Genomic DNA, 15,456 nt, shown 5'->3' with positions numbered 1-15,456 from the left:
GATGACACGTTTTTACGCAGCATCGATGTGGCAGGGCCTGCGCCGGATCCGTCCGGCGCCGATGTCGGCCCTGGTCTTCCTGGGGGGCAGCCTGGTGGCTGCCGCCCACGCCTGGGCCGACAATGCCCCCGCCGCAGCTCCGGCTGCAGCCGCGCCAGTGGCCGCCGGCGCTTCCCTTCCCTCTTCCTCCGGCAGTGTGTTCACCATGCTCTTCGGACTGGTGGCGGTGCTGGCCGTCATGGCCGCCGTCGCCTGGCTGTTCAAGCGCATGGGCCTGGCCAACAGCCTGGGCGGCAATGCCGTGGCCAAGGTGGTCGGGGGCGTGTCGGTCGGCACGCGCGAACGGGTGATGGTGGTCGAAGTGGGCGACCAGTGGATCGTGGTCGGCGTCGCTCCCGGGCGGGTCAATGCCCTGGCCACCCTGCCGCGCCAAGAAGGCGTCGCCGCCCAACCCGCCAGCGCCGGACCGGCCTTCGCCAGCTGGCTCAAGCACACCATGGACAAACGAAATGGCGGTGCCGGCAACGGCGGCCGTCCGGGTAATGATGGCAGCACATCCTAAGCCGCAAGGCCTTCTCTCTTTCCTGCTCCGCCGGAGCGGCGCGCTGCTGCGCAGCCGCTACTGGTGGATGGCGCTGCTGTGCCTGCCGCTGGCCGCTTCGGCCCAGCAAGGCCTGCCCGCGCTCAACAGCATGCCCGCCCCGGGCGGCGGTACGAATTATTCGCTGCCGATCCAGACCATGCTGTTCCTCACCTCGCTGTCGTTCATACCGGCGGCGTTGCTGATGATGACCTGTTTCACCCGCATCGTGATCGTGCTGTCGCTGCTGCGCCAGGCGCTGGGCACGCAGTCCACGCCGCCCACTCAGGTGCTGGTCGGCCTGTCGCTGTTTTTGACCTTCTTCGTCATGAGTCCGGTGTTCGACCGCATCTATACCGAGGCCTATCAGCCCTTCGCGGAAAACAAGATCCAGATGATGGAAGCCCTGGACAAGGGAGCCGCGCCGCTCAAGGAATTCATGCTCAAGCAGACCCGCCAGTCCGACCTGGCGCTGTATGTGAAGCTGTCGCGCGGTCCGGCCCTGCAAGGTCCGGAGGATGTGCCGCTGCGCCTGCTGGTCCCGGCCTTCGTCACCAGTGAACTGAAGACTTCTTTCCAGATCGGCTTCGCCATCTTCATCCCCTTCCTGATCATCGACATGGTGGTGGCCAGTATCCTGATGTCGATGGGCATGATGATGATGTCTCCGGCCATCGTCTCGCTGCCCTTCAAGCTGATGCTGTTCGTGCTGGTGGATGGCTGGCAGCTGCTGATCGGCTCCCTGGCCCAGAGTTTCTACTAGCCCAAGGCAAGGATACGTATGACACCCGAAAGCGTCATGACCATGGGCCGCCAGGCCATGGAAGTCACTCTCCTGATCGCCGCCCCGATGCTGATCACGGCCCTGCTCATCGGGCTGCTGGTGAGCATCTTCCAGGCCGCGACCCAGATCAACGAACAGACCCTGGCCTTCATTCCCAAGCTGGTGGGCGTGTTCCTGGCACTGATCATCGCCGGCCCGTGGATGCTGACCATCATCCTCGACTACATGCACACCATGTTCAGCGGGATTCCCGCCATGGTCCAGTAAGCCGGTCCGCCGGGCAGGCCCGGCGGCTCCTGATCCATGCTCACCTTCACCAGCCAGCAACTCTACGCCTGGGTCGCCATGTTCATCTGGCCGACCACGCGCATCCTCGGGCTGCTGTCCATCGCCCCGCCCTTCGGCAGCGCCAGCGTGCCCATGCTGGTCAAGATCCTGCTGGGCATCGTCATCGGCGCGGTGCTGGCACCGGATGTGCCGATTCCGCCGGCCATCGATCCGATGTCGATGACCGGGCTGCTGATCCTGCTGCAGCAATTGCTGATCGGCCTGTCCATGGGCTTTGCCATGCGCGTGGTGTTTGCCGCCGTGGAAGCGGCGGGTGAACTGACCAGCTCGACCATGGGCCTGTCCTTCGCGGCCTTCTTCGATCCCCAGACACAGGGCCGTACGGCCGTCATCAGCCAGGTGTTCTCGCTGCTGGCCACCATGGTGTTCATCAACCTGAACGGCCACCTGCTGCTGTTGCAGGTGATGGCAGAGAGCTTCCACACCCTGCCCATCACGGGCGTGCCGATCACCACCGAGGGCTTCCATCAGCTCGGCCTGTGGGGGGCCAAGGTCTTCAGCATGGGACTGCAATTGTCGCTGCCGCTGCTGATCGCACTGCTCATCACCAACTTCGCCCTGGGCATCCTCACCCGCGCCGCGCCGCAGCTCAATCTCTTCGGGATCGGTTTTTCGATTACCATGCTGGCGGGATTCATCCTGATCGCCTTCGCCCTGCCCTATATGCTCACCCCGCTGCAGCGCTTCCTGTCCGATGGCGTCGAGATGGTCCGCCTGCTGGGCAGCGTGCCGCCGGTCAATGCGCTGCCCAAACCGTAAGCGGCAAGCTTTGCTTGCACAACATTTACGTCTGCTGACACACGCACGGCAGCGACGGCCTCACAATGACGCCTTTGCCTGCGGCACCGCTGTGCGTCCGGCCGCCCCTGTGGCCGCCCCTCATTTTCTCGCATGAATATCGCCTACTTCCGCCGCCCCAAGATCCTGCTCCTGAGTCTCGCCGTCCTGCTGGCAGGGGGCTACCTCGTGCATCGCGCACTCACGCCGCCAGCGCCGCCCAGCTACCTGACCGCCACCGCGTCCGTAGCCGATATCCAGGACGTGGTCCTGGCCAGCGGCACCGTCAAGGCCTACAAGCAGGTCAGCGTGGGCGCGCAGGTGTCGGGCCAGATCAAATCGCTCAAGGTGGCGCTGGGCGAGCGCGTCAAGAAGGGCCAACTGGTGGCCGAGATCGATTCCCTGACCCAGGCCAATGCCCTGGCCAGCGCCGAATATTCGCTGCAGAACCTGCAGGCCCAGCTGCGCGCCAAGGAAGCCACGCTGAAACAGGCGCAACTGGCCTATGCGCGCCAGCAGATGATGCTGGCCGGCGACGCCAGCTCGCGCGAGAACTTCGAGACGGCCGAAGCCACCCTCAACTCCACCCGTGCCGACATCGCCGCCCTGCAGGCGCAGATCAAGGACGGTGCCATCAAGGTTGACACCGCCCGCCTGAACCTGGGCTACACCCGCATCACCGCTCCCATCGATGGCGAAGTGGTCGCCATCGTGGCTCAGGAAGGCCAGACCGTGAACGCCAACCAGTCCACCCCGACCATCATCAAGGTGGCACGCATGGATACGGTCACCGTCAAGGCGCAGATCTCGGAAGCCGACGTGGTACGCGTCAAGCCCGGCCTGCCGGTGTACTTCACCATCCTCGGCGACCCCGAGCATCGCTACCGCACCACCCTGCGCGCCATCGAACCGGCACCGGACTCGATCCTGCAGGATGACACCACCACCAGCACCACCAGCACTACCACCAGCAGTTCCAGCTCGACGGCGATCTACTACAACGGCCTGCTGGACCTGCCCAATCCCGATGGCAAGCTGCGCATCTCGATGACCACCCAGGTCAACATCGTGCTCTCCGAGGCCAAGGACGCGCTGGTGGTGCCCTCCACGGCGCTGGGTGCGAAGGATGCCCAGGGCCGCTACACCGTGCGCGTACTGGATGCGCAAGGCCAGGCCCAGGAGCGCCAGGTGCGCACCGGCATCAATACCAATGCCCAGGTGCAGATCATCGAAGGACTGAAGGCCGGCGAGCGCGTCGTCACCGGCACCGCCGTTCCGGGCACGGCGGACAGCAGCAGCGAACATCGCGGTCCGCCGCCGCGCATGTAAGGTGGCCATGACGACGCCATTGCTGCAACTGCGCGCACTGCGCCGCGACTTCCCGGCCGGGGATGACACCATCACCGTGCTCAACGACGTCAACCTCGACATCGCCGCCGGCGAAATGGTCGCCATCGTCGGGGCCTCCGGTTCGGGCAAGTCGACGCTGATGAACATCCTTGGCTGCCTCGACAAGCCCAGCGCCGGCAGCTACCTGGTCGCCGGACGCGAGACCGGCAAGCTGGCCCCGGACGAACTGGCACAGCTGCGGCGCGAGCATTTCGGTTTCATCTTCCAGCGCTATCACCTGCTGTCGGACCTGGACGCCACCGCCAACGTGGAAGTGCCCGCCGTCTATGCCGGCCAGGAACCGGCGCAGCGCCGCCAGCGCGCCGCCCAGTTGCTGGCGCGCCTCGGTCTGGCCGACCGTGGCCACCACAAGCCCGGCCAGCTCTCGGGCGGGCAGCAGCAGCGTGTCTCGATTGCGCGCGCGCTGATGAACGGCGGCGACGTGATTCTGGCCGACGAACCCACCGGCGCGCTGGACAGCCACAGCGGCCACGAGGTGATGAACATCCTCAAGGAATTGCACGCCGAAGGCCACACCATCATCATCGTCACCCACGACATGCAGGTGGCCAGCAATGCCCAGCGCATCATCGAGATCAAGGATGGCCTGATCATCGCGGATCGCCGCAACAGCGCACCCGAGGCGGCAGCGGTGAGCGGCATCATCAAGCAGGAGCGCCAGCAACACCGGCAAGCCAACGCCTGGCGCGCCGCGCTGGACCGCTTCAAGGAAGCGCTGCGCATGTCGCTGCTGGCGATGAACGCACATCGCCTGCGCAGCTTCCTGACCATGCTGGGGATCATCATCGGCATTGCCTCGGTGGTCTCGGTGGTCGCCCTGGGCAGTGGCTCGCGCGAACAGATCCTGTCCGACATCAGCTCCATGGGCACCAATACCATCGACATCTTCCCCGGCACTGATTTCGGCGACATGAAGTCCGCCGCCATCCGCACCCTCACGCCAGCCGATGCCGCCGCCCTGGCTGAACAGAATTACGTGGACAGCGTCACGCCCAGCGTGTCCACAGCCTCCTCGGCGCGCTACGGCAACATCTCGGTCACGGCCACCATCAATGGCGTAGGTGAACAGTATTTCCGCGTGCGCGGACTGAAGATGGCACAGGGCATGAGCTTCGACAACGACAGCATCCGCCGCCAGGCGCAGGAAGTGGTGATCGATGCCAATACCTACAAGAAGCTCTTTCCCAACGGCGGCAATGCGCTGGGTGAAGTGATCTTCCTCGGCAGCGTGCCGTGCCGGGTGATCGGCGTGACGCAGAAGCGCGAGAACGGTTTCGGCAACAACAGCTCGCTCAATGTCTGGGTGCCCTATACCACCGCCATGACGCGCGTGATCGGCCAGCGCTACCTGAGCGGCATCACGGTGCGGGTCAGCGACAAGGTCCCCGGCGCGGCAGCGGAGCAAGGCATCACCCAGCTGATGACGCTGCGCCATCGTACCAAGGACTTCTACATCTTCAACACCGACAGCATCCGCCAGACCATCGAAAAGGCCACGGCCACGCTGACCCTGCTGGTGTCGATGATTGCGCTGATCTCGCTGGTGGTCGGGGGCATCGGCGTGATGAACATCATGCTGGTCTCGGTCACCGAGCGCACCCGCGAGATCGGGGTGCGCATGGCGGTAGGTGCGCGCCAGGGCGACATCATGCAGCAGTTCCTGATCGAAGCGGTACTGGTCTGCCTGGCCGGCGGCTTGCTGGGCGTGCTGCTGGCGCTGTCCTTCGGGGCGGTGTTTGCGCACTTCGTCAGCAGCTTCCACCTGATCTATTCCACTGCCTCCATCGTCAGTGCCTTCGCCTGCTCTACCCTGATCGGCGTGGTGTTCGGCTTCCTGCCGGCGCGCAATGCTGCGCGCCTCAATCCGGTGGATGCCCTCGCCCGCGAATGAAATTGCCCGTCATGTCCAAGTTCCTGTCCTTCCCTCCTCCTTCCCGCCTCGCGCTGCTGTTGGCGCTGGCCCTGCTGGGCGGCTGCAGTTCGCTGGTGCGCACGCCCTACACCGCACCAGTGACCCAGACCCCGCCCGCCTGGCAACAGCGCGACCCGGCCGCTGCCGTCAACGCCAGCCGCTGGTGGCAAGGCTTCGGCGATGAGACCCTCAGCGCCCTGATCGATGAGTCCCTGCGCAAGAACAACAACCTGGCGCTGGCAACCATCAAGGTCCGGCGCGCCCAGTTGCAGGCCGGGATCGCCAATGATGCCTTCGTCCCGGCGCTCAGCGGACAAGTGGGCAGCACCGCCAGCAAGACCCTCGATGGCAATCGCCAGACCGCCCGCAGCAACCAGAACTCGCTGAGCCTGTCCTATGAAGTCGACCTGTGGGGCCGCTTGGGGGCCAACTACGACGTGGCCCGCTGGGAAGCCCTGGCCACCGAGCAAGACCGCGCGACCACGGCGCTCTCGCTGGTCGGCACCACCGCCAACCTGTACTGGACCGGTGCCTACCTGAACCAGCGGCTGCGCACTGCCGAGCAGAGCATCGCCTATGCGCAGAAGACCCTGGACCTGATCAATACCCAGTATCGCGCAGGGGCGGTGTCGTCTGTGGATGTGCTGACCGCACAGCAGAACCTGCTGAGCCAGCAAGCCAGCTATACCGAACTGGTGCAGCAGCAGGTGGAAAATGACAATGCCCTGGCCATCCTGTTCGACAGTCCACCCGGCCAGCGCCGCAGCCTGCCACCGGCGCTGCCGGAGCAGCCCCTGCCGGTGCTGGAGGCGGGACTGCCGGCCGAGCTGCTGGCGCGGCGTCCGGATCTGCGGGCGGCCGAGTTGCGATTGCGCGAGTCGCTGGCCAACGTCGACCTGACGCGCGCCAGCTTCTATCCGAAGCTGAGCCTCACCGGGTCGCTGGGGACCAGCAGCGACGCCTTGCTGCGCCTGGTGCAGAATCCGGTGGCCTCGCTGGCGGCGCAGTTGAGCCTGCCGTTTTTGCAGCAGACCCAGATGAAGCTGCAGATCAAGGTCTCGCAGGCCGACTATGAGAGCGCCGTCACCCAGTTCCGCCAGACTCTGTACGCCGCCTTCAGCGACGTCGAGAACGCCCTTTCGGCGCGCACGCAATATGCCCGGCAGCAGGCGCTGCTGGCGCGCAACGTCGAGGTGGCACGGGCAGCCGAACAGCTCTACGAACTGCGTTACCGGGCCGGCTCGGTGACCTTGCAATCCTGGCTGGATCAGCAGGACAAACGCCGCAGTGCCGAGAATACGCTGGCGCAGGTCCGCCTGAACCAGCTGAAAAACCAGATGACGCTGTACCAGGCCCTGGGCGGCGATGCCCGTGCGACTCCGCCGCAATGAGCGGCGGCGGTTTGTGTCCGCAGCAAATGAAAAGGCGAACCCGCGGGTTCGCCTTTTTTGCATTTTCCTTCACGGCGATCGGCCTGGAACGCCGTCGCTGTGAAAGTTAATTCATTATTTCAGGTAATTCAGCAAAGTCAGGCCACTGGTGGTGACGAACACCTTCTGCGCCGCCGACAGATAGGTCTGCTTGAGCGTCAGGTCGCTGATCAGCTCGCTGGTATCGGACAGGTTGCGGCCCAGCAGGTTGTTGATGGTCTGGGTATAGTTTTCCTTGTTGACTTCACCGGCGGCGTCGAGGTTGTCCAGCTCGTTCTGGCGCGCGCCGATGGATGCCTTGACGGTGGACACGCTGCTGGAGATCGAGTCGATCTGGGTATTGAACTGCGCCAGGTTGCGTGCCAGTGCCGCCTGGCTGCCGACCACCGGGGTACGTGCCGCATTGGCCGCATCCGACTGCAGCTTGAGCGCGGCGGTCGAGGTGAACTGCGCCTGGTAGCCCGGATCGTCCGGCTTCATGGCATCCAGGGTAGCCTGGGCCGCCTTGTAGGCGGCGATCGGGGTCTGGCCGCTGCCGGCGGGATAGACGTAGTTGTTGGCGGCCGTGTCATCGGCCTTGTTGGCGGCTTCGGTCACCGGCACCGACAAGACGTTGATCAGGTTGGTCATGGTCTTGAAGATGTCCTGGCCATTGCCCTGGAACACCGTCTGGCCCGAGGCGCTGATATCCATCTGGCGGGTCGAGTCCACCTGCAGCGTCATGGCACCCTGGTCGCCGTTGTAGACCACGCCGCCGGTACCGTCCAGCGTGAAGGGTTGCGTCGTGCTCTTGAAGCCGGCAAAGATGTAGTTGCCCTGTCCGTCCTGGGCATTGGCATAGCCCAGCACTTCGTTGAGGTTGCCCTTGATCTCGGACGCCATGTTGATGCGCTCGGCGTTCGAGTAGGAGGCATTGCCGGCCGTGATGACGTTGGACTTCAGCTTGGTCAGCATGTTGGTCAGGCTGTCCAGGGTCCCCTGCACGGTCGACAGCGCGCTGTTGGCGTTCTGGCGATTGGTCTTGTACTGGTCATTGAGGGCCGAGGTCTGGGTCATGTCCAGGGCGCGGGCGGCAGCCACCGGATCATCCGAGGGCAGCAACACCTTCTGCTGCGCCGTCACCTGCTGCGTCAGCTTCAGGATCTGGCTCTGCATGCTGGTCAGGTCATTGTTGCTCGACTGATAGAGCATCTGGGTGCTAATACGCATGGTCGTCTTCCTTTAACTGATTAACCGCCCAGGGTGAGCAGGACATTGATCATGTCGCTGGCGGCCTGGATGATCTTGGCCGCGGCCTGGTACTGCTGCTGGTTCTTGATCATCTGCGCCAGTTCCTCGTCCTGGTTGACCCCGGACTCGGACTGCTGCTGGGCCTGGATCGCCGTCAGGCGCGTCTTCTCGGCCGTGTTGGTGACGTTGATCTCGTTAGTCTTGTTGCCGATGGTGGCCACCAGCTGCGAGTAGGAACCCTGGAAGCTGGTGCCATTGATGGTGTTGGCCGTCTGCAGGTTGGCCATGGCCAGCGCGTTGCGGTTGTCCGACGCGGCGCTGGTGTTGGCGGCAATGGTGAACTGGTCGCCATTGGACGGCTGGCCCGAAATCTTGAACTTGACGCCGCTGATCTCGTAGGTGTCGCCAGCGGTATAGGCCAGGCTGGTGGCACCGCCCGCGATGGCGGTGGTGGTGCCATCCTGGTGGGTGATGGTGCCGCCACCGGCAGGCACGGCCGGCGAAATGGTGAACGCCGGCGGCGTGGCCGCGGTGTTGTAGGTCAGCGTGGTCGGCTTGGTCAGTGGCGTGGTGGTGGTCAGGTAAGCCGCCGTGACCGAACCGGTGTCGATCGTCGCCGTGCCCTTGTTGGCCGCCACCGGCGCGAAGTTGAACTGGTCGCCGGCCGATGGTGTGCCGGTCAGCGAGTAAGTCACGCCACCGCTGCTGATGGTCATGCCCGGCGTGTAGTTGAATGCCGTGCCGGCTGCCACCGAACCGGTGGTGCCGTCCGGATTGGTATACGTCACCGCAGGTGCCGGCGTTGCTCCGGTCCAGGCCGCCGTCAACTGCACCTGGGTGCCGCTCAGCGAAGCCGTGAAGGCGACCGAGGAACCCTGCGTGAAGGTGGTCGGATCCAGCGAGGTGTTGGAGATGATCGCATTGCCGGTATTGGTGCCCGGCGTGCTGGCATTGACGTTGTTGGTGGCGTTGATCGCGGTGGTGATCGGCGCGGCCGTGGCCAGCAACTGGGTATTGTTGAGCGCCAGCGAGAAGGCCGCTGCGCCATTGGCGGTCGGCTGGATCTTGTAGGTGTTGCCGCTGGCCATGGTCGGCGCACCACCCGGGGTCGCACCGTTGGAGTAGGTCACGCCATCGAGCGTGACCGGGAAATCACCCGCGACCTTGACGGTCTTGGTGTTGTCCGACAGTCGAGTGAAGGTGTAGTTGGTGCCGTCATAGCTCAGCGTGTAGTCGCTGGTGCTCAGTGCCGAGGGATCGCTGATGGTCGACGTCAGGTCGGTGGTCCCGGTATTGCCGGGGAAACCGATCAGGTTGGGCGAGCTGACGTTGAACATGGCCGTGCCGGCATTGCCGTTCTGGTCCAGGCCCAGCTTCTGCTGCTGGTTGAAGGCCGTGCCCATGGCGATGGCAATGCGCCCCAAAGCGTTCTGGGTCGGATCCAGCGTTTCCGTGCGGTACTTGAGCAGACCGCCCAGGCTGCCGCCGTCATAGAAGAAGCTGTCGGGGATCGTGACCGTACCACCACCCGATGTGACCTGGCCAATCTGCAGACGCGAGACGTCGGTCGGCGAATTGGTCACCACCATCTGGGTGACCTGGTCGCCCGTCACCAGCGCCTGGCCGGTACCGATGAACACGCTCACCGCGCCGGTATCCTGCGGCACGGTGGTGATCTTGACGTACTTGTTCAGCTCGGACACCAGCTGGTCGCGCTGGTCCAGCAGATCGTTGGGCGGCTGGCCGCCACCGGTGCCGTTGGCATTGACGATCGCCTGGTTCAGCTTGGCGATCTGCTGGGCATAGGAATTGATGCTGGTCACCGTGGAGGTGATCTGGCTGTTGACGCTGGCGCTGCTTTGGGCCAGTTGGTCATTGATGCTGGAGACGCGCGCCACCAGCGTCGACGCCTGCGACAGCACCGACTGGCGCGAAGCCTGGGTATTCGGGTTGGAGGCCAGGTTCTGGACTGCCGCAAAGAAATCCTGCAGCGCGGGCGACAGGCCGGCCTTGGTGTCGGCCACCATGTTGTTGATCTGCGAGATCTGGGAGTAGTACGAATCCAGCGAACTGGCCGAACTCTGCGAGGCCAGCGCCTGCTTGGTCAGGAAGTCGTTGTAGATGCGCTTGATCTCGGTGACCTGGGTGCCCTGCCCGACAAAACCGTAACCGTAGTTGATGCCGCCGGCCGAGCTTTGCACGACTTCCTGACGGTTGTAGCCGGGAGTGGTGGCGTTGGAGATGTTGTGGCTGGTGGTGGCCTGCGCCGCCATGGCCGCCTGCAACGCGCTTTGCCCGATACTGAAGATGTTAGTTGCCATGCTAGGTTGTCGTCCCTGAAAGCTTTTAGCGGAATAACCAAGTCAACGGCAGGATTGACCAAAACTTTAGAGGCTGCGGGCCAAATTTGTTTCCGGCCGGAACCGATGAGCTTGCCGCCCGGACACGCCCTGCGGCGCTGAAAAATCAGGCCGAGAGCGACTGGCGGATGATGCGCGAAAGCTTCTCCGCATAATGCGGATCGGTCGCATAGCCGGCGCGCTGCAGCCCATAGGCGAAGCCGTGGGCATCCTGGGCGCTGGCCAGCACCTTCTCGTAGCGCGGATTGCTGCGCAGCAAGTTGGCGTAATCCTTGAAGGCATCCGCATAGGAATCATAGGCGCGGAATTTCTCCACGCGCTTCTGCGGTTTGCCGTTGATGTATTCGATGGTGGTGGCCTCGACCACCTTGCCGGTCCAGTTGCCGGTGGCCTTGATGCCGAACAGGTTGTGCGCCGAGCGGCCATCGCGCGTGACGATTTCCTTCTTGCCCCAGCCGGTTTCCAGCGCGGCCTGCGCCAGCATGAACTTGGCCGGAATGCCGGTCATCTTGCTGGCCATTTCGGCGTCGGCCTGCAGGCGGTTCTGGAAGGCTTCGACGTGGGCCGGCTTGTTGGAATTGCGGCGCTGCTTGTTGCGGCCATCCTGGTCCGTACTCTCCGCCGCCTGCTGGCTGGCGAAGCTCTGGATGAACTTGGCGCGGTCGGCATCGCTCATGTCCTTGACCAGCGGAATGCCCATCGGCAGGCCCTCCTCGCCCGGCAAGGGACTGCCTTCCAGGTCCTGCGCGTCCGGCAGTTTCTTGGGCAGCGAGGCCGAGAGCTGGCGCGTCAGCACGTCAGCCAGGCCCACGCCGCGCTGGGCCAGGCTCTGGCTCAGTTGCTGGTCCAGCATGGAGGTAAACATCTTGGTCTGTTCGTTGTCGAACGGGCCGTTCTGCGGGGTGGCATCCCGCATGCTCTTCATCACCATGTTCAGGAACAGCGCCTCGAATTGCTTGGCTGCGCCCTTGACGGACTCCGGCGTGTTCTGCTTGGCAGCCTCACGCAGGCCGTTCAGCCCATTCGCATCGACGGCAAGTCCCTCGGTCGGATTGGATGGGTTGATCTTGTTGAGCATGGATTACCTTGGAGGAAAGCGTTGGGTGTCGGATCAGTCCGGAGCGTCAGATCACTTCGAGTTCTGCGCGCAGCGAACCGGCCGCCTTCATGGCCTGCAGGATGGCCAGCAAGTCCTGCGGCGTGGCGCCGATGGCATTGAGCGCCTTGACCACATCGGACAGCGAGGCGCCGCCCTTCAACAGCATGACCTTGCCCGGCTCCTTGTTGATCGAGACCTGGGCATTCTGCACGCCCGCGGTCTGGCCACCGGCCAGGGCATTGGGCTGGCTGACGGCATTGTCGGCCTGGATCACCACCGACAGGTTGCCGTGCGAGACCGCGCAGGTATCGAGCATCACGCTCTGGTTCATCACCACCGAGCCGGTACGGGCATTCAGGATCACCTTGGCGGCCAGCTTGCCGGGGGTGACATCGACGTTTTCGAGCGCGCCGAGGAAGGCCACGCGGTCGCCGCTGGAGATCGGTGCACGCACCCGGATCACGCGGCCATCCTGGGCCACGGCGGTGTCGCTGCCAAAACGCTTGTTGAGCGCATCGACCACCCGGCTGGCGGTCGAGAAATCATTGTCGTTCAGTTCCAGCATCACCATGTCGCCGCCACCGAGGGAACTGGGCACCGCCCGTTCCACGGTCGCACCGCCCGAGATGCGGCCTGCCGACAGCTGGTTGATGACGGTGCTGCTGCCGGCAGCCGAACCGCCGGCACCACCGACCACGATGTTGCCCTGGGCGATGGCATAGATCTGGCCGTCCGCACCCTTCAGGGGAGCCATCAGCAGCGTGCCGCCGCGAATGCTCTTGGCGTTGCCGATGGAAGAAACCGTCACGTCAATCAGCTGGCCCGGCTGCGCGAAGGCCGGCAAAGTCGCCGTCACCATCGCTGCCGCCACGTTCTTCAGCTGCATGTTGCTGCTGGTGCCGCTGGGCACGTTCACGCCCAGTTGCTGCAGCATGCTCACCACGCTCTGCACCGTAAAGGGTGTCTGTGTGGTCTGGTCACCGCTGCCGTCAAGACCTACCACCAGCCCGTAACCTACCAGCTGGTTCTGACGCACGCCCTGGATGCTGGCCAGGTCCTTGAGGCGCTCGGCGTGGGCCGGCGCAGCAGCGGCCACGCACAGTGCGGCCACGGCAGCAGCTGACAGGAGCTTGCTGCCCATCCTGATCATGTCCATGGCGAAAAATCCTTTCCGGGTCATTGCACTACTCCACATCAGAAAGGAGAAACGCTGAAGAAGAAACGGCCCAGCGAGGACATGAAGTCAGCCATGTCGACGCGGGTATTGGTACGGTATTCGACCTTGGCGTCAGCCACCAGGGTAGACGAAACGGTGTTGCCGGTCTGGATGTTGTCGGGGCTGACGGTGCCGGAGAAGCGGACATATTCCACGCCCTTGTCCAGCGCCACCTGCTTTTCACCCGAGACCACCAGGTTGCCGTTGGGGAGCACTTCCACCACGGTCACGCCGATGGTGCCGGTGAAGGTGTTGCTGGAGCTGGTGGCTCCCTTGTCCTCGAATTTGGAGGACGAGGTACCGGAGGCGGACAACTCCTTGATGGATGTGCCGAAGATGGTCGGTGCCGGCGAGGCTACCGTGCCTGTCTTGCTGGCCGAACTCCCGGCCGACTTGACGGCACTGGTCTTTTCGTTGATGACGATGGTGATGGTGTCACCCACCAGGCGCGCGCGACGGTCTTCCAGCAACGGCCGGTAGACCGCCGACTGGAAGATCGCGCCCGAGGTCGGCGGCGCATAGGAAGCCGGTTGCGGACGCGCCGTCTTCGGCCCGGTCACGATACTGTCCGGCACGGTGGTGCAGGCGCTCACGCCCAACACGCCCACGATGGTGGCCAATTTCAGCATGCTTTTCATCATTGCCTCGTCCTTCTTCTGCTACCGACTGCCTTGTTCAAAAACCACTGCACGACTGCATTACAGCTGCGAAATCTTGGCCAGCATCTGGTCGGAAGTGGTGATGGCCTTGCTGTTGATTTCGTAGGCGCGCTGGGTCTGGATCATGTTCACCAGTTCTTCCACCACGTTCACGTTGGAGGTTTCCACATAACCCTGCCACAGGGCACCGGCACCGTTGGTGCCCGGGGTGTTCGGGTTCGGGGTACCGGAAGCGGCGGTTTCCACGTACAGGTTCTCGCCACGGCTTTCCAGACCGGCCGGGTTGATGAAGGTGGCAACTTGGATGGTGCCGATCTGGGTGGTGGCGGTCGAACCGGCCTGCATGATCGAGACGGTACCGTCACGGCCCACGGTCAGCTTGGTGGTGTTGAGCGGAATGGTGATCGGCGGCTGCAGCGTATAGCCGCTGGAGGTCACCATCTGACCCTGGCTGTCGGTCTGGAAGGAACCGTCGCGGGTATAGGCGGTGGTGCCGTCCGGCAGCAGGATCTGGAAGAAGCCGTTGCCCTGAATCGCCAGATCCTTGTCATTGTTGGTCTGGTTGACGTTGCCTTGGGTGAAGATACGTTCGGTGGCGACCGGACGCACGCCGGTACCGATCTGCAGGCCCGAGGGCAATTGCGTCTGCTGCGAGGACTGGGCACCGGGCTGGCGCACGGTCTGGTACAGCAGGTCTTCGAACACGGCGCGCGAACGCTTGAAACCGTTGGTGCTGACGTTGGCCAGATTGTTGGAGATCACGTCCAGTTGCGTCTGTTGCGCATCCAGGCCGGTCTTGGAAATCCACAGGGAACGAATCATTTGTTTCTCCGGTAATCAGCGCTTGCGCTGCGGGTGCATCGGTGAGGTCAGGTGCGTGAGCAGCATCAAGACAGCGACAGGATCGTGGTCGCCTTGGTGGAATCACTTTCGGCGGTCTGGATCACTTTCATGTTCATTTCGAACTGGCGCGACAGGTTGATCATGTTGACCATCGCTTCCACCACGTTCACGTTGCTGCCTTCGACCGCACCGCTGGCCAGGCGCACATTGGCGTCGGGCTGGGCGGCACCGGTGATGGTGCGGAACAGGCCGTCGTCGCCGCGTTTCAGGTTCTTCTCGTCCGGGTTGACCAGCTTGATGCGGCCCAGCACGTTGACCGCATTGGGGATGCCGTTGGTCGGGATCGACGACACCGTGCCGTCAGCCGCGATGGCCACGGTGGTATCGGGCGGAATCGTGATCGGACCGCCGTCACCCTGCACGGACTGGCCGTTCTGGGTCTGCAGGATGCCGTTCTCGTTGATCTTGAAGCTGCCGTTGCGGGTGTAGGCTTCGCCGCCATCGGCGGTCTGCACCGCGATCCAGCCACGTCCCTGAATGGCCACATCCAGCGCACGGCCGGTGTCCTGGATCGGACCCTGCGAAAAATCATTGCCTGCGGTGGAGTCCACCACGAAAGCACGCGTCGGCAAGCCCTGCCCCACCACCGGTGCCGAACGGAAGGTATTCAATTGGGCACGAAAGCCCGTGGTCGTGGCATTGGCCAGGTTGTTGCTGGCGCTGGCTTGCTGCTCAAGCGTGTGCTTGGCGCCCGACATCGCTGTATAGACCAGACGATCCATATCACCCCTTAGTGGTGGCACCCATC

The 15,456-nt window shown here is 63.9% G+C and carries 14 protein-coding genes; 7 read left to right on the top strand and 7 right to left on the bottom strand.

Annotated features, from left to right (window positions below):
- Position 1 precedes the first annotated feature (1 nt).
- The 7 genes from fliO (at position 2) to ACWFUC_RS15505 (ending at position 7,202) form a co-directional block, all read left to right on the top strand.
- Positions 2-562, top strand: coding sequence for a flagellar biosynthetic protein FliO (gene fliO, locus ACWFUC_RS15535; protein WP_489625360.1), 561 nt, complete (start codon positions 2-4; stop codon positions 560-562).
- On the top strand, positions 546-1,343 hold the full coding sequence (gene fliP, locus ACWFUC_RS15530; protein WP_371925453.1) for a flagellar type III secretion system pore protein FliP: 798 nt from the start codon (positions 546-548) through the stop codon (positions 1,341-1,343). Before fliO ends, fliP begins: the two co-directional genes overlap by 17 nt.
- Positions 1,344-1,361: 18 nt before the next feature.
- On the top strand, positions 1,362-1,631 hold the full coding sequence (gene fliQ, locus ACWFUC_RS15525; RefSeq protein WP_034331685.1) for a flagellar biosynthesis protein FliQ: 270 nt from the start codon (positions 1,362-1,364) through the stop codon (positions 1,629-1,631).
- Positions 1,632-1,667: 36 nt separating this feature from the next.
- The gene (gene fliR / locus ACWFUC_RS15520) at positions 1,668-2,471 is read left to right on the top strand and encodes a flagellar biosynthetic protein FliR (protein WP_489625359.1); all 804 of its coding nucleotides are present in this window, start codon (positions 1,668-1,670) and stop codon (positions 2,469-2,471) included.
- A gap of 132 nt (positions 2,472-2,603) precedes the next feature.
- Positions 2,604-3,818, top strand: coding sequence for an efflux RND transporter periplasmic adaptor subunit (locus ACWFUC_RS15515; RefSeq protein ID WP_489625358.1), 1,215 nt, complete (start codon positions 2,604-2,606; stop codon positions 3,816-3,818).
- Between the two features lie 7 nt (positions 3,819-3,825).
- Positions 3,826-5,790, top strand: coding sequence for a MacB family efflux pump subunit (locus tag ACWFUC_RS15510; RefSeq protein WP_489625357.1), 1,965 nt, complete (start codon positions 3,826-3,828; stop codon positions 5,788-5,790).
- Positions 5,791-5,801: 11 nt separating this feature from the next.
- Positions 5,802-7,202: an efflux transporter outer membrane subunit gene (locus tag ACWFUC_RS15505; RefSeq protein ID WP_489625356.1), complete on the top strand. Its 1,401-nt coding sequence runs from the start codon at positions 5,802-5,804 to the stop codon at positions 7,200-7,202.
- A 114-nt stretch (positions 7,203-7,316) separates the two neighbouring features.
- Here ACWFUC_RS15505 and flgL read toward each other — a convergent pair whose 3' ends face one another.
- From flgL to flgF, 7 genes are all read right to left on the bottom strand, one after another.
- The gene (gene flgL, locus ACWFUC_RS15500; protein WP_034331585.1) at positions 7,317-8,450 is read right to left on the bottom strand and encodes a flagellar hook-associated protein FlgL; all 1,134 of its coding nucleotides are present in this window, start codon (positions 8,448-8,450) and stop codon (positions 7,317-7,319) included.
- Between the two features lie 20 nt (positions 8,451-8,470).
- Positions 8,471-10,792, bottom strand: a complete 2,322-nt coding sequence (flgK, locus tag ACWFUC_RS15495; RefSeq protein ID WP_489625355.1) for a flagellar hook-associated protein FlgK — start codon at positions 10,790-10,792, stop codon at positions 8,471-8,473.
- A gap of 145 nt (positions 10,793-10,937) precedes the next feature.
- Positions 10,938-11,909, bottom strand: coding sequence for a flagellar assembly peptidoglycan hydrolase FlgJ (gene flgJ / locus ACWFUC_RS15490; RefSeq protein ID WP_039788487.1), 972 nt, complete (start codon positions 11,907-11,909; stop codon positions 10,938-10,940).
- Positions 11,910-11,955: 46 nt separating this feature from the next.
- Positions 11,956-13,086, bottom strand: coding sequence for a flagellar basal body P-ring protein FlgI (locus ACWFUC_RS15485; RefSeq protein ID WP_134135252.1), 1,131 nt, complete (start codon positions 13,084-13,086; stop codon positions 11,956-11,958).
- Positions 13,087-13,124: 38 nt separating this feature from the next.
- On the bottom strand, positions 13,125-13,784 hold the full coding sequence (locus ACWFUC_RS15480) for a flagellar basal body L-ring protein FlgH (protein WP_489625546.1): 660 nt from the start codon (positions 13,782-13,784) through the stop codon (positions 13,125-13,127).
- A 60-nt stretch (positions 13,785-13,844) separates the two neighbouring features.
- Positions 13,845-14,627: a flagellar basal-body rod protein FlgG gene (flgG, locus tag ACWFUC_RS15475; protein WP_034331590.1), complete on the bottom strand. Its 783-nt coding sequence runs from the start codon at positions 14,625-14,627 to the stop codon at positions 13,845-13,847.
- A 65-nt stretch (positions 14,628-14,692) separates the two neighbouring features.
- Positions 14,693-15,430 (bottom strand): flagellar basal-body rod protein FlgF, encoded by a 738-nt coding sequence (flgF, locus tag ACWFUC_RS15470; RefSeq protein WP_034331591.1) that lies wholly within the window; start codon positions 15,428-15,430, stop codon positions 14,693-14,695.
- Positions 15,431-15,456 lie beyond the last annotated feature (26 nt).

The sequence above is a fragment of the Herbaspirillum sp. Her4 genome (assembly GCF_057961335.1).
This window is presented reverse-complemented; position numbering and strand designations above follow the sequence as displayed.